Here is a 19,014-nt window from a genome sequence, read left to right on the forward strand (position 1 = left end):
AGCAAGCGGCCATGAAAGCTTATGAAATCAACTCCGATGGAGGCGTCGACGCCCTTGCCCTGACCGAGCGTCCGGACCCAAAGCCGGGCCCTGGCGAGGTTCTGGTCCGCGTCCGCGCGTCTTCCATCAATTATCGTGATCTTTCGACGGTTGAGGCGCCGGTGCCCCGTGGCATTCCCTATCCGCGCATTCCGAATTCGGACGGGGCGGGCGATGTGGTCGAGGTCGGCCCCGGTGTGACCCGCTGGAAGGCCGGCGACAAGGTCTGCGGCTGCTTCTTCCAGGGCTGGCTCGACGGCCCGATCACGCCGGAATGGACGGGGCAGGCTCTTGGCGGGGCGATCGACGGCATGCTGACCGAGTACCAGGTATTGCGGCAGGACGGATTGGTCGCCATGCCGGAACATCTGAGCTACGAGGAAGCCGCGACGCTGCCCTGCGCCGCGCTGACCGCGTGGCACAGCCTTGTCGAGGTCGGCCGGGTCAAGGCAGGCTCGACCGTGTTGTTGCTGGGGACCGGCGGCGTATCGGTCTTTGCGCTCCAGTTCTGCAAGCTGATGGGCGTGCGCGCGATCTGTACCTCTTCCAGCGACGAAAAGATCGCGCGTCTGAAAGCGATGGGGGCGGATGAAACTGTCAATTATCGCGTGCATCCGGAATGGCAGGAGCAGGTTCTCGACCTGACCGGTGGCAAGGGCGTTGATCACACGGTCGAGGTCGGCGGTGCCGGGACGCTGGAACGGTCGGTCGCCGCAACCCGGATTGCCGGCAGTATCGGACTGATCGGGGTTTTGACCGGCGGTCAGATCGATCCCGTCGCGATCATGCGGAAATCCATCCGGTTGCAGGGTATCTATGTCGGCTCCCGGCGGATGTTCGAGGAGATGAATGCCGCAATTTCCCAGCATGGGCTGAAACCGGTAATCAGCGACAGATTCGCGTTCGAGGATGCCCGCAATGCATTCCACGCGATGCGGGCTGCCGGTCATTTCGGGAAACTTGTCGTCAAGCTCTGATCGAGTCTTGAATAAGAATATATGCACGTTTAGGTTGCGTGATTTTTTGCTCTCCTCCATGATTGTCGGAAACATGGGGGAGAGCCCTGATGACCGATTCCGATTTCACGCCGATTGCGAGCAGATCCAAGGACGAGATCCGCAAAGAGAATTTCTGTGCCGGGGAAATCTACCGGCTCGAAAGCGAGATACTGACGGCACGCCGCCGGACATTCGGCGGCTCTTCCGGATCGCGCTTCGCCGGTCTGGCAATCTCCGGAGGCGGGATCCGGTCCGCGACTTTTGCCCTCGGGCTGCTGCAATCTCTTGCCCGTCATGATCTCCTGAAGGGGTTCGACTATCTCTCGACCGTCTCCGGCGGCGGTTATATCGGTGCGTCGCTCAGCTGGCTCTTCGGGCGGAATTTCGAGGCTGCGCGCCGGGCCGATGAGATGAAGCATGGCGGGAAAGCGGCGTCCGCCCCCTATGGTTCAGGCTCAAGGGTCTTTCCGTTCGGCACCGCCTACCCAAAGGACCGGTCCGATCCTGCGCACTGGACCGGCATGTTGCGTTTCCTGCGCGAGCATGCGGCCTATCTTGCGCCGAGCCCCGATATCACGCTGCTTTCCGGGGTGGCTGTCCTGCTGCGTGGCATTCTGCTCAATCTGCTGGTCTGGATTCCGATATTCATCCTGCTGTTCCTGATCCTGATGATCGGCTTCAGATGGGACAGTTGGCCGGACCTGATGCAGCTGATGCTCGGGGCGGACCGGGACCCGGCCGGAAAAGATGTCCCCCAGGAAGTCGCCGAGCTTCTCGGTGCCGGCTATATCAATCTTCACGAGATTATTCTGATCTTCGGTGCTCTCTGTCTCGGCTGGTTCGGTGTTGTCTCACTGATCTTTGCCATGGGCACCTTCTTCATCACCAGCTACCGGAAGAGAGATGGCCGGGTCGCAAGCTGGGGTGCGCGGCTGTCCTATATATTGCGCCGCCAGTTCGATCGCCGGACCAAGCTTCTGCTGCCGATCGGCGTGTTCGCGATTGCTGTCGGTGCGTTGCCCTATATTGCGGGGGCTTTCTACAAGGCGATCGGTTCCTTCGGAACGACCGGTGCGGGCGCGCTCGGCACGGGATTGCTGGCCGGGTTGGCGTCGGTGCGGAAATCCGAGAATGCCGTGGTAAAAGACCTGCTCCTGCCGGCTATCGCTGCCCTGGTGCTGTCCGGCGGCCTGATCTTCACCTGCTATCTCGCACTGCTGGTGCATGTCGGCGGCTTCATGGTCGACCTCAATGACCAGAACGATGTCACATTCCTTCATGTCGGTGTCGGTGACGGGGTGTATCTCGGCTTCCTCGCGGTCGCGCTGCTGAGCGGCTATTTCGTCAACACCAACTACATCTCCCTCCACCGGTTCTACCGGGACCGGCTGATGGAGGTTTTCATGCCGATGCCGGCGGCAATCCGGCGCAACCGTTCGGGCAAGGCACTGGGCGCCAATGTTGAGATGTTGCGCGAGATCAGCGACCCGGAGACCGGGGCGCCCTACCATCTGGTGAACACCAATCTGATCCTGGTGGATTCGGAAGATTCGCTGTATCGCCGCCGGGGCGGCGACAATTTCGTGATGTCACGGGTCTATTGCGGCGGCGATGCGGGCGGGTTTCAGCCGACAAAGGATTTCGCCGGCGGGGACATGACCCTGGCGACGGCCATGACGGTTTCCGGCGCGGCGGCGAATCCGAATGCCGGCGTGGCCGGCACCGGAGCCACCCGCTCCAGACCGGTCTCCTGGCTGATGAGCCTGTTGAATGTCCGGCTGGGCTACTGGGTCCGGAACCGGGATGTCGGCGGGTTCCTCTTCCGCCGCAGCAAGCCGAACCATTTCGACGTCATGGCGGTCGAAAGCGGACTTGTGCCGCAGAGGGAAACCGGAAAATGGTACCAGCTCAGCGACGGCGGACATTTCGAAAATCTTGCGATCTATGAACTGATCCGGCGGCGCTGCAGCCTTATTCTGGTGTCCGACGGCGGTGCCGATCCGCACTATAAATTCGGCGATCTGCAGAATGCGGTCCGGCGGGTCAGCCAGGATTTCGGGGTCCAGATAGAATTCGGCCGGTCCGTCCTGAGCGAAGAGGAATACCTGAAGGCCTATGCCGGACGGGACCTGCCGATCGGACCGCTCACGCCCGAAAACACTCTGAGCTTCGACCATTGGCGGAACCGGCTTTCCAGCCTGGTCCCGCGCCGGCCAACAGGTTTTCCGGTCGGCGGGAAGGCGGCTGACCACGGCTTTATCATCGGCACCGTCACCTATCCGGCGCGGGATGACGGCACGCCGGAGGAAGAAGGCACGATCATCTACGTGAAGGCGACCATGCTCGACGGTCTCAGCCTGGAAACACGGGGATACAAGACCGACTACCCGGATTTCCCGCATCAATCGACCGCCGACCAGTTCTTCGACCCGGCCCAATTCGAGGCCTACCGGGAGTTGGGAAATGCCATCGGAGAGGATATGATAAAGGGCGCGCGCCTGAGATCGTTGCTGGGACGCGCCTGGGGTGCGGCGGACGGCGGCGACTGACCTCCCGGTGTCATCGCCCGCCGCTCCCTGGTACGCAAACGCTTTGACGGCGTGCCGGCTCCCGACGGGGCTATTCCCCCTTGAAGTCGGGGCGCCTTTTTTCGATGAAGGCATGCATGCCCTCGCTCTGGTCGGCGGTGGCGAACAGGCCCTGGAACATGGCCCGTTCCAGCGCCATGCCGGTTTCCAGCGAGGCGTCCTGTCCGCGGATGATGGCGGACTTGATCTGCTGCACGGCAATCGGCGGCATCCGGGTGATGTCCTTCGCCATCTTGTAGGCGGTTTCGTACACCTCGGCGTCCGGCACGACCTGGCTGGCGATGCCGATGGAATAGGCTTCCTTGCCGTCGATCGGACGGCCTGTGAGGCAGAGCCGCATGGCCTGGAACTTGCCGACGGCGCGGGTCAGGCGCTGGGTGCCGCCGGCGCCCGGCATGATGCCGACCCGGACTTCCGGCTGGCCGACCTGGGCTGTCTCGCCGATGACGATGATATCGGCATGCATGGCCAGCTCCAGCCCGCCACCGAGCGCGTAGCCGTTGATCGCGGCGATCACCGGTTTCGGGTAATCGGCGATGTTCTGCCAGAGCCGCTCGGTCCGGCGCAGGAACATCTCGACCGTGGTCCGGTCCGCCATGTCCTTCAGGTCCGCACCGGCGGCAAAGGCCTTCTCGTCCCCGGTCAGCACCACGGCGAGCACGTCCTCGTCCTCGGTCAGCTCCCGGAAGATCCGGGCCAGCTCCTGCCGGACTTGGAGATTGAGCGCGTTCAGCGCGTCCGGGCGGTTGATGCGGACAATGGCGATGTGATCGTTTTCCTCGCGGTCGCGCGGATGATCGAGAATGACGACGGACACGGTTGGTTCCCCCTTGATTGGGCCGCCGCGCTGAGCCGCGCGGTCGGCATGATTATGCTTCCCGACTGGAAATTGACCGGGATATTAGGCTGTGCATACTGCACCGACAATAAGCTGCGAAATTGAGTTTCGCAAAAAAGAGATTTGGGAGCCGACATCATGACCGAAGCCTTCATCTGCGACGCCATCCGCACCCCCATCGGCCGTTATGGTGGCAGCCTGTCTTCCGTGCGCGCGGACGATCTCGCGGCGCATCCGATCCAGCAGCTGATGGCGCGGAACGGCTCGGTCGACTGGAACCAATTGGATGATGTCTATTACGGCTGCGTCAACCAGGCCGGAGAGGACAACCGCAACGTGGCCCGCATGGCCCTGCTGCTGGCGGGGATCTCCTCCGAGGTTCCGGGCGCGACGGTGAACCGGCTCTGCGCCTCGGGCATGGAAGCGGTGAACGCGGCGGCCCGGGCGATCCGCTCCGGCGAGGGCGATTTCTTCATCGCCGGTGGCGTCGAGAGCATGTCCCGCGCGCCCTTCGTCATGGGCAAGGCGACCAGCGCCTTCGACCGCAATGCCGAGATCTATGACACCACCATCGGCTGGCGTTTCGTCAATCCGCTGATGGAAAAGCAGTACGGCACCGATTCCATGCCCGAGACGGCGGAGAACGTGGCCCAGCAGTTCCAGATCAGTCGCGACGACCAGGATGCCTTCGCGCTGCGCTCCCAGCAGCGTGCCGGTGCCGCGATGGAAAATGGTCGGCTCGCCCGCGAGATCGCCTCTGTCGAGATCAAGGGCCGCAAGGGGGCCGTGACCGTGGTCGACACGGACGAGCATCCGCGCCCCTCCACCACGCCGGAAGCGCTGGCCAAGCTCGGCACCCCGTTCCGCAAGGAAGGCGGGTCCGTCACGGCCGGTAACGCCAGCGGCGTGAATGACGGCGCCGCCGCCATGATCGTCTGCTCCGAGGAAGCCGCCAGGCGACACGGCCTGACCCCGCGCGCCCGCATCGTCACCGGTGCCGCCGCAGGCGTCGAGCCGCGCATCATGGGCGTCGGCCCGATTCCGGCCAGCCGCAAGGTGCTCGAGCGCGCCGGCCTCAAGGTCGGTGATCTTTCCGTGCTGGAGCTGAACGAAGCCTTTGCCGCCCAGGTGCTGGCCTCGCTGCGCGAGCTCGGCATTGCCGACGACGACCCCCGCGTGAACCCGAATGGCGGCGCCATCGCGCTCGGCCATCCGCTCGGCGCCAGCGGCGCCCGGCTGCTGATGACGGCGACCGAGGAGCTGCACGACAAGGGCGGCAAATACGCGCTCTGCACCATGTGCATCGGCGTCGGCCAGGGCATGGCAACCATCATCGAGAAGGTCTGAACTGATGACATTCGATGCGAAGCGTGCCGATTTCACCGTCGGCGTGATCGGCGCCGGCGCCATGGGGCAGGGGATCGTCCAGGTCTCCCTGCAGGGCGGCATGAACGTGGTCCTGTTCGACGCCAAGAAAGGCAGCGCCGACGCCGGGCGGGAGCAGGTCATCAAGCGCCTGGAACGGCTGGTCGAGAAGGGCAAGCTGACGGCGGATGCCGTCGCCGACATGGCGGCGAAGGTCACAGTCGCGAAATCCCTCGCGGATTTCGCCGTTTGCCACACGGTGGTCGAGGCGATCTTCGAGAATCTCGAGGTGAAACAGCAGGTCTTCGCCGATCTGGAAAACCACGTCAGCGCCGACTGCCTGCTGACCTCCAACACCTCGTCGCTGCCGATCGGCTCCATCGCCCGGGTCTGCAAGAAGCCGGAGCGGGTGGCGGGTTTCCACTTCTTCAACCCGGTGCCGCTGATGCGCCTCGTCGAGGTGATCCGCGGCCCGGCGACCGAGGAATGGGTGATGGACGGTCTCTGTGCGCTCGGCGAGCGTATGGGCCGCACGCCGGTGAAGGTGAAGGACGCGCCGGGCTTCCTGGTGAATTTCGGCGGCCGGGCCTTCACCACCGAGGGCCTTGCCGTGGTGCATGAGGGCGTCGCCACACCGGCGCAGGTCGATGCGGTGATGCGCGATTGCGGGCATTTCCGGATGGGGCCGTTCCAGCTCATGGATCTGACGGGGATCGACGTGAATTACCCCGTCTCGATGATCGTGCATGAGCAATACAGCTACGACCCGCGCCTGCGCACCGTGCCGCTGCACAAGGCGCTGTACGATGCGGGCCGGTTCGGCCGGAAGACCGGCATCGGCCATTTCCGCTATGACGAAAAAGGCCAGGAGATCGACCCGCCGAGCCCGGATCACGAGACCAAAGCCGCCCCTGCGGTGCAGGTCTATTGCGCGGGGCCGGCGCCGGAGCTGGACGACCTCCTGGCGGGGGTCGCGCTGGACGAGACCGATGACGGCAGCTCGCCCATCGTCGCCGCTTTGTTCGGGGAGGATTGCAGCACCTTCGCCAGCCGCATGGGCATCGACCATAGCCGCCTTGTCGCCATCGACGTCACCGGCGATACCTCCAAGCGGGTGACCATCATGTCCGCGCCGGGCGCGTCCGCCGATGCCCTGAACGCGGTTTCGGCGGCCCTGCAGAAGAACGGTCGCAAGGTCACCGCGATTGCGGATTCGGCCGGTTTCATCGGCCAGCGCATCCGCGGCATGGTCGGCAATCTCGGCTGCGAGATGGCCCAGATCCAGATCGCCGATCCGGACTCCATCGACCTCGCCATGAAGCTCGGCCTCAACTATCCGCTGGGCCCGCTGGAGATCATCGCCGATCTCGGCGTCGAACGGGCCTTCGCCATCATGGCGGCAATGCATGCCGTCAGCGGCGACGACCGGTATCGGCCTAGCGTCTGGCTGCGCCGTCGGGCACAATTGGGGCTGGATATCAAAACCCCCAATTAAGAGACGCGAGGAAACGCCATGAGCGGCGAGAACAATCCCGGGACCCCAGAGACCGAAGGCCAAGAACGCAAACCCTTCATCCTGGAACGGCCGCTCTGGCGGGGCGTCTTCAACGGCGTCGTGCTGTGCCTGCTGATGATCGGCGCCCAGTATAACGGCTGGATCGGCGAAGGCCGGCCGGTCGGCGGCGAGGATGTCTACCGGGCGATGGTCTACGGCCTGGTCTTCGGCACGGCGATGTATCTCTACACACTGTGGCGGGTCAGGCGGCAGGACCGGGCCCGCATTGCGGCCCAGAAAGCCGCGCGCGACAGCGCCGAGTCCGGGCCGCCGCCCTCCGACGAGAAGTAATCCCCCGGAGCGGACCCCAGGAGCCGAGAATGGCCCAGTACAAGATCTATGGAGAGCGGGCCCATCTCGCCCGCCACCGCGCGGCGCTGTCCGACATCCTGCACGGTTGCAGCACCGACTTCCTGAAACTCCCCGCAGACAAGCGCTTCCACCGGTTCATTCCGCTGGAGCCGGAAGACTTCATCCGCCCGGCGGACCGGAGCGCGGCCTATACGGTAATCGAGATTTCCATGTTCGAGGGCAGGGCGCCGGAGACCAAGAAGGCGCTGCTGCACGGGATCATGCAGCGGGTGCCCGCGGGGCTCGGCATCCCGCTCGAGGATGTGGAGATCACGATCTTCGAAACGCCGATGGCGCACTGGGGGATCCGGGGGAAGACGGGGGATGAGCTAGTGTTGGGGTATAGGGTTGGGTGACGTTGTGCAATTGTGGGGACACACTTCTTAATTCGCTGATCTCTAGGGCACGTCATCCCGAACCTGATCACCGAGGCGGTGTTTGGCGCAGCCTGGCCGGCAGGTTAGTGTGTGATGCATTCCCGTGGCTGTCCCGCACGGCCATTCCCGAAACGGATGACTGACCCGCCGCGCCGATGACCCTTGCAAGTTCCGTCACCCTGTTTCTCGTCCTCGCCGCGATGGCGGCACTGCCAAGTTCCAGCGTGGCGCTGGTCGTGGCCCGGTCGGCCCTGTCCGGGGTGCGGCACGGTTTCGCGGTGGCGGCCGGGATCGTGGCCGGGGACATGCTCTTCATGGCCATGGCATTCCTCGGCATGGCGGCGCTGGCCAATCAGCTCGGGGCGCTTTTTGGTCTGATCAGGTATGCCGCCGCGCTTTACCTTGTCTGGTTCGGCATCGGCCTGATCCGCAGTCAGTTCGTACAGACGGGCTCCGGCGCGCCTGCGCCCAGGCCCGGCGCCGCGCGGGGTGGTCTGGCGGCGAGCTTCGGGGCGGGGCTGCTGCTCACCCTCGGCGACATCAAGGCGATCTTCTTCTACGCCAGCCTGCTGCCGGCCTTCGTCGATCTGGCGGCCTTGTCCCGCGCCGATATCGCTGTGCTGGCAGCCATCACAATTCTCTCCGTCGGCGGGGTGAAGGTGGTCTATGCCCTGGCGGCACGACGGCTGGCGGCGACGGCGCGGGGCTTTGCCTACCAGCGCCAGGCGAAGACGCTGGCCGGCGCCTTCTTCGTCGCGGCGGGCGGCTATCTTCTGCTGAAGCCCTAGGGGCCCTGTTCTCGACAGTCTGCGCCGTCATGCCGGGCTTGACCCTGGTTCCATGGATATGGACGAGGATGAGGGAGGGACAGGGAGCCGGACGGCGGTGCGCGCTTGCCCGCGCGGAGCAGGGGCGTATAAGGAACGGCCCTGTTTTTCCCGAAAGAGCTCCCATGTCCGACCAGGATGACGAATACGTCTATGACGAGGCCACCGGCGAGTGGCGTCCGACTTCCGAGGTCGCCGCCGAGAACGCCGCGGCCATCGAGGTCCGCGACGCGGCGGGCAACATACTCGCGGACGGGGACTCTGTCGCGCTGGTCAAGGATCTGAAGGTAAAAGGCGCCGGGCAGACCCTGAAGCAGGGCACGGTGATCAAGTCGATCCGGCTGACAGCCGATCCGGAAGAGATCGACTGCAAGTACGAGGGTATCAAGGGGCTGGTGCTCAGGACGGAATTCGTCCGCAAGCGCTGAGGCACGGAGCCTGCCCGCTCATTGCTCCGGCTTGTTCGCGTGGTCGTTCAGGTAGGTTTCCAGGTCCTTCACCGCGACACGCCAGTCGCGGCCCATCTTGATCGCGCGCAGCTCGCCGTCGCGGATCCAGTTGCGGACCGTGCTTTCCTTCATTTTCAACAGGTCGGCGACCTCATGTATGGTCAGAAGCGGTTTGCTGAGCATGGCATCGTTCATTCTCTGGTGGTCGTTATTATCATTTTATAGCTGTTTGTTGAAATTAAGGCATATGAACATATATCAGTGGCGGTTTTTGATATTCCGTGTAGTGAGTTCCATATGTCCTCTCCCGTTTCCGCGTTGCCGTCGTCCGTCTCGAAGCTGTTGAACCACGAGGCAGCGCCCGGCGTGCTGTTGTTCGTGGCGGCCATTATGGCACTCATTCTCGATAATTCGCCACTGGCCTGGTTGTATGACGGGCTGTTCGACACGAAGCTGACGGTCGGTGTCGGACCGCTTCTCATCGATAAGCCGCTGCTGTTGTGGGTCAATGACGGTCTGATGGCGGTCTTCTTCTTTTATGTCGCCCTGGAAATCAAGCGGGAGCTCGTGGATGGCCATCTCTCCGATCCGCGCGAGGCGGCATTGCCGACCGTCGCCGCGGTCGGCGGGATGGCGGTGCCGGCGCTGGTCTTCCTGTTCTTCACCTGGGGCCAGGCGGCGGAAATGCGGGGCTGGGCCATCCCGGCCGCAACCGACATCGCCTTTGCTCTCGGCGTGCTGGCGCTGCTCGGCAAGGGCGTGCCACCGGCACTGAAGGTGTTTCTGCTGTCGCTGGCGATCATCGACGATCTCGGCGCCATCGTCATCATTGCCCTGTTCTACACGGCGGATCTGTCCGGGATTTCCCTGCTGTCCGGCATCGTCGGTGCCGCCGCTCTGTTCGGGATGAACCGGATGGGCGTGACGCGGATTGCGCCCTATGTGCTGGTCGGCATTGTGATGTGGGTCTGCGTGCTGAAGTCCGGTGTGCATGCGACGCTTGCCGGTGTCGTCATCGGCCTGACCATCCCGCTCCGAACCAGGGAAGACGAGGAGCCGCCGCTGCTGCGGCTTGAACACGACCTGAAACCCTGGGTCGGGTTCTTCATCATGCCGGTCTTCGCTTTTGCAAATGCCGGGATCCCGCTTTCCGGGCTCTCGTTCGAGGATCTTCTCGCGCCTCTGCCGCTCGGCATCGCCCTAGGTCTGTTCGTCGGCAAGCAGGTTGGTGTCTTCGGCTTTGCCGCGCTCGCCATCCGGTCCGGATTTACGCGCCTTCCCAAGGACACGTCGTTCCTGCAGATCTATGGCGTCTCCCTGCTGGCGGGCATCGGGTTCACCATGAGCCTCTTTATCGGCACGCTTGCCTTTGCGGATGCCGAGCACGCCCGCGCAGTCCGGCTGGGCGTCATGAGCGGATCTATACTTTCCGGCGTGATGGGATATGCGGTGCTCAAACTGGCGACGCGCCGTGCTGCCGAGCCGGCCGCTGGCGCGGTCTCCGCGAGGGCATGACCGCATGGACCTGAATTCCCTTCTGGGCCTTGCCGCCGGCACCTTGGGGTCGCCGGTGGTACTTTTCTTCATCCTCGGTTTTGCTGCAGCGCTGGCACGTGTCGACCTATCGCTGCCGCAACCGATTGCAAAGACCGTCGCGCTTTACCTCATGCTGGCGATCGGCTTCAAGGGAGGCGTCGGGATCGCCGAGAACGGAGCCGGGCTGGCCAGTTTTCTGCCGCTCGCGGTCGGCATCCTGTTCAGCGCCCTGTTCCCGTTCCTCGGCTATGGTGCGCTCCGGCTGACGAGCAGTCTCGGCCGGACTGACGCTGCGGCGGTGGCCGCGCATTACGGGTCTATCAGTATCGTCACTTTTCTCACTGCGATCCAGGTGTTGTCAGACCGGGGCGACACGGCAGAGGGCATCCTGGTCGCGGTGGCGGCTGGCATGGAGGTGCCAGCAATTGTCGCGGGTCTCTGGCTGGCCGCGGCGGCCGGCAGACCGGGCGATGCGGCAGGGGTGGATGCCCGGCCCGCCCTTTCGATCCGCGAGGCGGCCCTCAACAGTTCCGTTGTCCTGCTGCTCGGGGCGCTGGCGATTGGCTGGTTCACGGGGCCCGCCGGCATGGCCGACATCAAGCCCTTCATCGCGGATCCGTTCAAGGGGGTGCTCTGCCTGTTCCTGCTCGATATGGGGGCGGTGGCCGGGCGCGGCCTGCTGCAGAACCGCAAGGCGATCTCTGCCGGTCCGATCCTGTTCGGGCTTTACATGCCGCTGGTCGGTGCCGCGCTGATGGCGATGGCGGTGTGGCCCCTCGAGCTGTCGGTGGCCGGAAAGGCGCTGATGATGGTGCTCGCGGCCAGCGCCTCCTACATCGCCGTGCCGGCGGCGATGCGGCTTGCCCTGCCGCAGGCCAATCCGGCGATCTACACCACGCTCTCGCTCGGCGTAACGTTTCCATTCAATGTGGTGATCGGCATTCCGCTCTATATCGCGCTCGCGGATATGCTGTTCTCGGTTGCACGATAAGGAGGAACTCCATGCAGACTCATTCGAAAGTGCGTCTGGACATCCTGATCGAGCAGCTGGCGGTCCCGCGTCTCGCCGCCATGCTGGACAGCCTGCGCGGGGTTAACGGATACACCATCCTGCCCGTCCAGGGCGGCAGCGGCCTGAACGGGATCTGGACGCGGGATGGGCAGGTGGCCGGCGCCGAGGGCATGATGATGCTCTGGTGCATACTCGACCGGCATCACAAGGACACTGTGCTCGAAGCCGTCTTCGGGTTCGTCAATGAGAGAGCGGGCCTGATCACCGTGTCCGATGTCAAGGTCGTGCGCGCCGACAAATTCTAGCTCTTTTCTGTTCGCGGCAGCGGTGGTGTTGCCCGCGACGGGATCAACCATTGCCCCGATGGCTCTTCTCAAACCCGACCGTCAGCTCTAATCTCCGTCGCCTACCTGACCGGGAGATCCCATGCCGCGTATCGACGCCGCTTTTGACAGCGGCAACATAGAGGTCGTCACGGCGACCGACCCGAACGACATCCAGCTTCGCATCGCCAAGGATACCGGGTCCGATTTTTACCAGTGGTTCCATTTCCGTCTGGCCGGCGCGGCCGGGCGCGGGGTGACCATGCGGATCCTGAATGCCGGCGGATCGAGCTATCCGAAGGGCTGGGAGAACTACCGGGCCTGCGCCTCCTATGACCGGGACACCTGGTTCCGGGTACCGACATCCTATGACGGCACGGAGCTGACCATCCGGCATGTGCCGGAGTCGGACTACGTCTGGTACGCCTATTTCGCGCCCTATTCGATGGAGCGGCATGAGGATCTGATTGCCGCCGCCCAGCAGTCGGAGCGTTGCGCCGTCGAGGTACTCGGCGAGACCCACGACAAGCAGACCATCGACATGCTGACCATCGGCGCGGCGGCGGAAGGGCGGAAGCCGCTCTGGGTCTTCGGCCGCCAGCATCCGGGCGAACCGATGGCAGAATGGTACATGGAAGGCTTCATCGAGCGCCTGCTCGATCCGGCCGACGGCACCAGCCGGGCACTGCTGGACAAGGCGGTGATTTACGCCGTGCCGAACATGAACCCGGACGGCACCCGGCGCGGCAATCTGCGGACCAATGCGCTGGGCGTGAACCTGAACCGCGAGTGGGCTGCGCCGAGCCCGGAGAAGAGCCCCGAGGTGCTGGCCGTGCTGCAGGCCATGGACCGGCTTGGCGTCGATCTGTCTTTCGACGTGCATGGTGACGAGGCGATCCCGTATAATTTCATCGCGGGAAGCTATGGCGTGCCCGGAATTTCCGACGCCCATGTCGCCATGCTGGACCGGTTCCAGCAGACCTATGCGGCGATGAACCCGGATTTCCAGACCGCGCACGGCTATCCGAAACCGGCGCCGGGAAAGGGCAACCTGACCACTTCGACCGGGCATATCGCGAACCGGCTGGGTGCGCTCTCCATGACGCTGGAGATGCCGTTCAAGGATGCGGACAACCAGCCGGACCCGGTGCATGGTTGGGACGGCGAGCGCTCGAAGATTCTTGGCCGCTCTTTGGTCGATGTGCTGCTGGCGGTGGTGGACGACCTGCCGCCCCGCATGAAAAGGAACTGAAACGTGACGATCACGGTCTATGGCATTGCCAATTGCGATACGGTGAAGAAGGCCCGGAAGTGGCTGGACGCACGCGGCGTTTCCTACAATTTCCACGACTTCAAGAAGGGTGGGCTGACGCAGGATAGAGCGGCAGAATGGATCGCCGAGCTTGGCGTCGAGAAGGTGGTGAACAAGCGTGGCACGACCTGGCGTAAGCTCGATCCGGCCATCCAGGAGAGTGTCAACGCCGACAGCGCGCCAGCCTTGCTGGCCAGCCAGTCCTCCCTGGTGAAGCGCCCGGTCATCGATCTCGGCGAGATCCGCCTGATCGGTTTCGACAAGGCGGTGCAGGCCGATCTCGAAACGCTGCTCGGCTGACGGCCGATGGCTGGCAGCTCCGATGTCATCGTTGTCGGCGGCGGTCTGGTCGGCTCCGCCGTTGCCTACGGTCTTGCCCGCGAGGGTGCATCCGTCACCATCCTTGACGAAGGCGACGTTGCCTTCCGGGCCTCGCGCGGCAATTTCGGGCTGGTCTGGGTGCAGGGCAAGGGTGACGGCATGCCGGACTATGCCAGCTGGACCCGGCGCTCCAAGGATCTCTACCAGGGTTTCGCCGATGGCATGCTGGAGCATAGTGGCCACGATATCGAACTGAAGCAGGAGGGCGGTCTCGAGCTCTGCCTCGGCGAGGAGTCCTTCCGGGCAAACGAGGGCGAGATCCGGCGCATGCACAACCAGCCCGGCGTCGGCGAGAACGACCGGGAGATGTGGAGCGCGGAAGAGGTTCGCAAGGTCATGCCGCTGGTCGGCCCGGAGGTGACCGGTGCCAGCTACAGCCCGCATGACGGGCACGTCAATCCGCTCTACCTGCTGCGCAGCCTGCACGCTGCCGCCCGGACGCTCGGTGCGCGCTATGTCAGCGGGGCGAAAACCCTTTCCATTGCACAGGATGGCGAGGGATTCCTGGCCGAGACCGATGCCGGAATCTTCCGGGCGGGCAAGGTCGTGATCGCCGCCGGTATCGCCAACAAGTGGCTCGCCCCGATGGTCGGGCTGGATATTCCGGTGGAGCCGAACCGGGGCCATATCCTGATCACCGAACGGATGCAGCCGGTCATGCCGATGCTGCTTGTCAATGCCCGGCAGACCGCCGACGGCACCATCAATTTCGGCAACAGCCATGAGGATGCGGGCTACGACACCTCGATCAACCCGGCCAAGCTGGGCGAGATCGCCCGGAACGTCGTCCGGTATTTCCCGATCCTGAAGAAAGCCCGCGTGGTCCGCACCTGGAGCGCGCTGCGGGTGATGGCGCCTGACGGTTTTCCGATCTATCGCGAGTCCGAGGCGGCGCCGGGTGCCTTCAGCATCTCCTGCCACAGTGGCGTGACGCTGGCCGCGGCGCACGCCCTGGAGCTTGCCCCTATCATCCTCAAGGGCGGTTTCAACGACCGCTTTGCCGCCTTCTCCCCGGAGCGCTTCGATGTATCGCCGGCTGCCTGATCCACGCACCCGTGCGGTGCGCTTCACATTCGAGGGCGCGACCCTGTCGGCGCAGGACGGTGACAGCGTCGCGGCGGCGTTGCTCGCCGCCGGGATCGGACATTCCCGGACGACGCCGAAATCCGGCGCCGCCCGGGCGCCCTACTGCATGATGGGGGTCTGCTTTGAATGTCTGATCGAGATTGACGGTATTCCGAACCGCCAGGGCTGCCTGGTCACGGTGCGCGACGGCATGGATGTGCGCCGCCAGCTGGGCGCGCCGGGACTGCCGGGCGACGCCGTCGGGGAGGGCAGTGAATGACCCGCACCGACCTTGCCATCATCGGCGCCGGCCCGGCCGGTATGGAAGCCGCGGCGACGGCCCGGGAGGCCGGCCTGTCCGTGCTGCTGATCGACGAGCAGCCGGAGCCGGGCGGACAGATCTGGCGGGCGATCGAACGGAATACGACGCATCGGCCTGACAGCTTGGCATTCCTCGGTCCGGACTATGCGGCCGGCAGGGCGCGTACCGAACGGTTCCGGTCCTCCGGGGCCGGCTACTGGCCGTCGGCCATGGTCTGGCATCTCGACAGTCCGCCGGAGGGTGAGAAGACCGTCGTCGTTGCCTGGGACGGGGTGACCCGTCAGGTGCAGGCGCGGGCCGTCCTGATCGCGACCGGTGCCATGGAACGCCCCGTACCGGTGCCGGGCTGGACCCTGCCGGGCGTGATGACGATCGGAGCCGCGCAGACACTGTTGAAATCATCCGGCCTCTATCCCGACGCGCCGCTTGTGCTGGCCGGGTGTGGTCCGCTTCTGCTGCTGTTCGCCGCGCAATGCCAGGCCGCCGGTATCCCGGTCGCCGCCGTGCTTGACACCACGCCGCCCGGCGCCGCCATGCGCGGGTTGCCGTTTCTGCCGCAGGCATTGCTGCTCGGCTGGCGCACGCTGCTGAAGGGCCATCGCCTGATGCGCGTGCTGGCCCGCTCCGGGATTCCGGTCTACCGCCATGTCCGGGAGCTCGAGGCGCACGGAACGGAGCATGTCGAGCGCGTTCGGTTTGTGAGCGGCGGGCAGCCCGTCGAGCTCGAGGCCACGACCCTGCTGCTGCATGAAGGGGTGGTCCCCAATCCGCAGCTCACCCGGCTGATCGGCTGCGAGCATCGCTGGAACGTGGCGCAACGCTGTTTTCATCCGGTATTGAGCGATCGCGGGGAGACCAGTGTTCCCAGTGTCTTTGTCGCCGGAGATGGCGGCGGCATCGGCGGTGCTCTGGCGGCTGAACATGCGGGGCGGATTGCTGCCCTGGAGATCGCCGAGGAACTTGGCGCGGTGAACCGGCCGTCCGGGGATATCGAAATCGTCAAGGCGCGCGATCACCTCCGGGCAGAAATGGCCGTGCGGCCACTGCTTGATGCGCTGTATCCGCCGCCCGCCTGGATCGGCAAGCTCGACGGAGATGTGCCTGTCTGCCGCTGCGAGGACGTCAGCGCCCGCGCGGTGCGCGGAGCGGCCGTCGATGGGGCGCCCGGGCCGAACCAGGCGAAAGCTTTCCTGCGTGCCGGCATGGGCCCGTGCCAGGGCCGGATGTGCGGCCTGACCGTGACCGAAATTCTGGCCGATGCGCATGACAAAAAACCCGATGAGATCGGCTATTACCGAATCCGTCCGCCCATCAAGCCGGTGACCGTCGGAGAACTGGCGGCGCTGGATGGACCGGACTAACCTGGAGGAAAGACGTGGGTAAAGATCAAGTGCATGCCCTGGAAGTCGGGCTGCCGGTGCCGGATGTCGAGGATCTGTCAGAGGAAACCCGGAAATATTGGGAACTTTGCCTGGAAAAGCTCGGCATGGTGCCGAACGTGATCAAGGCCTACAGCTTCGACGACACGCATCTGCGCGGCTTCACCACGCTCTACAACACGCTGATGCTCGGCCCGTCCGGCCTCAGCAAGCTGGAGCGGGAAATGATCGCCGTCGTCGTCTCGTCCGTGAACCATTGCTATTACTGTCTGGTCGCCCATGGCGCGGCAGTGCGTGAATTGTCCGGCCGTCCGGAGCTGGGTGAAGGTCTGGCCTTCAATCACCGTTATGCCGATCTCGATGCGCGCGAGCAGGCGATGGTCGCTTTTGTCGAAAAGCTGACGCGCGCGCCTTACGACATGGCGGAAGCGGACCGTCAGTCCCTGCGAGATGCCGGCTTTTCGGACCGGGACATCTGGGACATCGCCAATGTCGCCGGATTCTTCAACATGTCGAACCGGGTTGCGAGTGCCGTGCACCTGATGCCGAACGCGGACTATCACAAGGCCGGGCGCGGCTGACGCCGGGCGGCTCGCATCAGCGCTCGCGGCTCTGGCGGAACTCGTCGATTGTTTTCGGCTTGCGGTAGTAGCTCGGCATCGACCAGTTGAAGATGATCGCCATGGCGCGGACGGCGAAGGTCACGACGAAAGCGGCTACCGCCGCCTCCAGCCGTCCGATCGCCAACCCCGCCAGCGCAACGTAGGTGATCGCGCCGAGGGCCGCCGCGGTGACGTAGATCTCCCGGCGCAGGATGATGGATTCCTCATTGCCGACGACATCGCGCACGATGCCGCCGACCGATGCCGTCACCACGCCCATGACCACGGCAATCAGCGGCCCGGTGCCGTGATCCAGCCCCTTGAACGTGCCGACCACGGTGACGAAGGCCAGCCCGAGCGTATCGAACCAGAGTACCAGCCGGATCCGCGATTCCACCTTGGGCGCGAGGAAGAACATGACCGTCGCGGTGAGCAGGCAGGCGATCACATGGGACGGGTCGGCAACCCAGAATACCGGGACATCGAGAACGAGATCGCGCACCGTGCCGCCGCCGACGCCGGTCAGGATCGCGAGCCACATGAATCCGAGAATGTCGAGCCCCTTGCGGGAGGCGACGAGCGACCCGGAGATCGCGAAGGCGACAGCCGCCAGCATGTCCATGACGAAAGTCAGTCGTGAAAGTTCAACGATGTCCTGCATGGTTTCTCCCCCGATGCCGATATTACAACGGATCGTGGGTAACGCGCTCTTGTTCTCATATGGAATGACAGGTGGGGCCGCCAGTGCGTTTATCCGGTGCGGAATGCTGGCATAATGATACTGCTGCCGTCCTCGATGGACTGTCGGGGCGACAGAGCGATTTTCAGAGTCCGGCGGTGCCGAGGGAGAATGTCATGGCAATAGATCCTGAGCGGAAACGGGCCGATACCCCGGCCGGGCATGTCTCCTTCCGGGAAGCCGGTGCGGGTAGGGGCAAGCCCGTGCTTCTGGCGCTGCACGGGCTCGGCGGCAATTCGGCGACCTGGCGGGCGCAATATGCCGCGCTCTCCGACGCATGGCATGTCATCGGCTGGGACGCCCCGGGGTATGGCGAAACCATGGTGGTCGGTCCGGACCAGACGGCGTTTGCGACCCTCGCCCTTGCGCTTATGGACCATCTCGGCGTCGGCGGTTTTTCGGTGATCGGGCATTCCATGGGCGGCATCGTTGCACAGGCGGTGGCGGGCGAGGCCGGCGACCGGGTCAAGCACATGATTCTGTCCTGTACCCATTCCGGCAGCGCTAAACCGGCGAGCGAGCCGCTTTCCGGGAGCTACGCGACGCGTATCGCGGCGCTGGAGAAAGAGGGGAGCGCGGCCTATGCGGCGCAGCGCTCGGGCATGATGGTCGCGGACGGTGCGCCGGCGGCGGTGCGTGCGACGGTCGAGGAAATCGCCCGCGGGGTGACCGCCGCCGGGCTCAGGACCTGCGCCACCATGCTGCACCATGCCGATACCCGTCCGGTGGCGCCGTCGATCCGCTGCCCGGTCCTGCTGATCTCAGGTGCGGGCGACAAGGTGGTGTCCCAGCGCCAGTCGGAAGCGCTCGCCGCGCTCTATCCTGCCGGGCGACACGTCCGGTTCGACGGGGTCGGACACGCTCCCTACATGGAGGCGTCGGAGACCTATAACGCACTGTTGAGGGAAAGCCTCTCAACATAGGCTTGCCACCTCGCCCGAAAATGCGCGCTAATA

21 protein-coding genes are annotated in these 19,014 nt (G+C 64.6%); 18 read left to right on the forward strand and 3 right to left on the reverse strand.

The window, feature by feature from the left end:
- Positions 1 to 11: 11 nt before the first annotated feature.
- Positions 12 to 1,016 carry a zinc-dependent alcohol dehydrogenase family protein gene (locus RH950_RS06455; RefSeq protein WP_350054869.1) on the forward strand — a complete coding sequence of 335 codons (1,005 nt, stop codon included), beginning with the start codon at positions 12 to 14 and terminating at the stop codon, positions 1,014 to 1,016.
- A gap of 89 nt (positions 1,017 to 1,105) precedes the next feature.
- Positions 1,106 to 3,586, forward strand: a complete 2,481-nt coding sequence (locus RH950_RS06460; protein WP_350054871.1) for a patatin-like phospholipase family protein — start codon at positions 1,106 to 1,108, stop codon at positions 3,584 to 3,586.
- Between the two features lie 70 nt (positions 3,587 to 3,656).
- Here RH950_RS06460 and RH950_RS06465 read toward each other — a convergent pair whose 3' ends face one another.
- A complete protein-coding gene (locus RH950_RS06465; RefSeq protein WP_350054873.1) occupies positions 3,657 to 4,442 on the reverse strand; it encodes an enoyl-CoA hydratase-related protein in 786 nt (261 codons plus the stop codon).
- Between the two features lie 159 nt (positions 4,443 to 4,601).
- Here RH950_RS06465 and pcaF point away from each other — a divergent pair, with 159 nt between their 5' ends.
- From pcaF to RH950_RS06495, 6 genes are all read left to right on the forward strand, one after another.
- Positions 4,602 to 5,810: a 3-oxoadipyl-CoA thiolase gene (gene pcaF, locus RH950_RS06470; RefSeq protein WP_350054875.1), complete on the forward strand. Its 1,209-nt coding sequence runs from the start codon at positions 4,602 to 4,604 to the stop codon at positions 5,808 to 5,810.
- Positions 5,811 to 5,814: 4 nt separating this feature from the next.
- Entirely contained in the window at positions 5,815 to 7,323 is a 1,509-nt protein-coding gene (locus tag RH950_RS06475) for a 3-hydroxyacyl-CoA dehydrogenase (RefSeq protein WP_350054877.1), read from the forward strand.
- 18 nt (positions 7,324 to 7,341) lie between these two features.
- Positions 7,342 to 7,674: a hypothetical protein gene (locus RH950_RS06480; protein WP_350054879.1), complete on the forward strand. Its 333-nt coding sequence runs from the start codon at positions 7,342 to 7,344 to the stop codon at positions 7,672 to 7,674.
- 29 nt (positions 7,675 to 7,703) lie between these two features.
- The gene (locus tag RH950_RS06485) at positions 7,704 to 8,090 is read left to right on the forward strand and encodes a tautomerase family protein (RefSeq protein WP_350054881.1); all 387 of its coding nucleotides are present in this window, start codon (positions 7,704 to 7,706) and stop codon (positions 8,088 to 8,090) included.
- Between the two features lie 176 nt (positions 8,091 to 8,266).
- Complete coding sequence (locus RH950_RS06490; protein WP_350054883.1) at positions 8,267 to 8,899, forward strand: LysE family translocator; 633 nt, start codon at positions 8,267 to 8,269, stop codon at positions 8,897 to 8,899.
- A gap of 164 nt (positions 8,900 to 9,063) precedes the next feature.
- A complete protein-coding gene (locus RH950_RS06495) occupies positions 9,064 to 9,366 on the forward strand; it encodes an alkylphosphonate utilization protein (protein ID WP_350054885.1) in 303 nt (100 codons plus the stop codon).
- An 18-nt stretch (positions 9,367 to 9,384) separates the two neighbouring features.
- On the opposite strand, the gene RH950_RS06500 is transcribed toward RH950_RS06495, so the two are convergent.
- Positions 9,385 to 9,570 carry a helix-turn-helix domain-containing protein gene (locus tag RH950_RS06500; RefSeq protein ID WP_350054887.1) on the reverse strand — a complete coding sequence of 62 codons (186 nt, stop codon included), beginning with the start codon at positions 9,568 to 9,570 and terminating at the stop codon, positions 9,385 to 9,387.
- 114 nt (positions 9,571 to 9,684) lie between these two features.
- On the opposite strand from RH950_RS06500, the gene nhaA reads away from it, so the two are divergent.
- The 9 genes from nhaA to RH950_RS06545 all read left to right on the forward strand — a co-directional run bounded on the left by nhaA (position 9,685) and on the right by RH950_RS06545 (position 17,298).
- Positions 9,685 to 10,902: a Na+/H+ antiporter NhaA gene (nhaA, locus tag RH950_RS06505; RefSeq protein ID WP_350054889.1), complete on the forward strand. Its 1,218-nt coding sequence runs from the start codon at positions 9,685 to 9,687 to the stop codon at positions 10,900 to 10,902.
- Positions 10,903 to 10,906: 4 nt separating this feature from the next.
- Entirely contained in the window at positions 10,907 to 11,914 is a 1,008-nt protein-coding gene (locus RH950_RS06510) for a sodium-dependent bicarbonate transport family permease (RefSeq protein ID WP_350054891.1), read from the forward strand.
- Positions 11,915 to 11,925: 11 nt separating this feature from the next.
- The gene (locus RH950_RS06515) at positions 11,926 to 12,240 is read left to right on the forward strand and encodes a P-II family nitrogen regulator (RefSeq protein ID WP_350054893.1); all 315 of its coding nucleotides are present in this window, start codon (positions 11,926 to 11,928) and stop codon (positions 12,238 to 12,240) included.
- 121 nt (positions 12,241 to 12,361) lie between these two features.
- Entirely contained in the window at positions 12,362 to 13,510 is a 1,149-nt protein-coding gene (locus RH950_RS06520) for a M14 family metallopeptidase (RefSeq protein WP_350054895.1), read from the forward strand.
- Between the two features lie 3 nt (positions 13,511 to 13,513).
- Positions 13,514 to 13,870, forward strand: a complete 357-nt coding sequence (locus RH950_RS06525) for an arsenate reductase (RefSeq protein WP_350054897.1) — start codon at positions 13,514 to 13,516, stop codon at positions 13,868 to 13,870.
- 6 nt (positions 13,871 to 13,876) lie between these two features.
- Positions 13,877 to 14,995 (forward strand): NAD(P)/FAD-dependent oxidoreductase, encoded by a 1,119-nt coding sequence (locus tag RH950_RS06530; RefSeq protein WP_350054899.1) that lies wholly within the window; start codon positions 13,877 to 13,879, stop codon positions 14,993 to 14,995.
- On the forward strand, positions 14,976 to 15,296 hold the full coding sequence (locus tag RH950_RS06535) for a (2Fe-2S)-binding protein (protein WP_350054901.1): 321 nt from the start codon (positions 14,976 to 14,978) through the stop codon (positions 15,294 to 15,296). The genes RH950_RS06530 and RH950_RS06535 overlap by 20 nt, the downstream gene beginning before the upstream one ends.
- Positions 15,293 to 16,699, forward strand: coding sequence for an FAD-dependent oxidoreductase (locus RH950_RS06540; RefSeq protein WP_350054903.1), 1,407 nt, complete (start codon positions 15,293 to 15,295; stop codon positions 16,697 to 16,699). The genes RH950_RS06535 and RH950_RS06540 overlap by 4 nt, the downstream gene beginning before the upstream one ends.
- A 14-nt stretch (positions 16,700 to 16,713) precedes the next feature.
- A complete protein-coding gene (locus RH950_RS06545; protein ID WP_350054905.1) occupies positions 16,714 to 17,298 on the forward strand; it encodes a peroxidase-related enzyme in 585 nt (194 codons plus the stop codon).
- Between the two features lie 16 nt (positions 17,299 to 17,314).
- Here RH950_RS06545 and RH950_RS06550 read toward each other — a convergent pair whose 3' ends face one another.
- Positions 17,315 to 17,980 carry a trimeric intracellular cation channel family protein gene (locus RH950_RS06550; protein ID WP_350054907.1) on the reverse strand — a complete coding sequence of 222 codons (666 nt, stop codon included), beginning with the start codon at positions 17,978 to 17,980 and terminating at the stop codon, positions 17,315 to 17,317.
- 194 nt (positions 17,981 to 18,174) lie between these two features.
- Between RH950_RS06550 and RH950_RS06555 the strand changes: the two genes are divergently transcribed.
- Positions 18,175 to 18,981 carry an alpha/beta fold hydrolase gene (locus tag RH950_RS06555; RefSeq protein ID WP_350054909.1) on the forward strand — a complete coding sequence of 269 codons (807 nt, stop codon included), beginning with the start codon at positions 18,175 to 18,177 and terminating at the stop codon, positions 18,979 to 18,981.
- The last annotated feature ends 33 nt before the right edge of the window (positions 18,982 to 19,014 follow it).

Source organism: Nisaea sp., assembly GCF_040217065.1.
In the GTDB taxonomy this organism is placed as follows: domain Bacteria; phylum Pseudomonadota; class Alphaproteobacteria; order Thalassobaculales; family Thalassobaculaceae; genus Nisaea.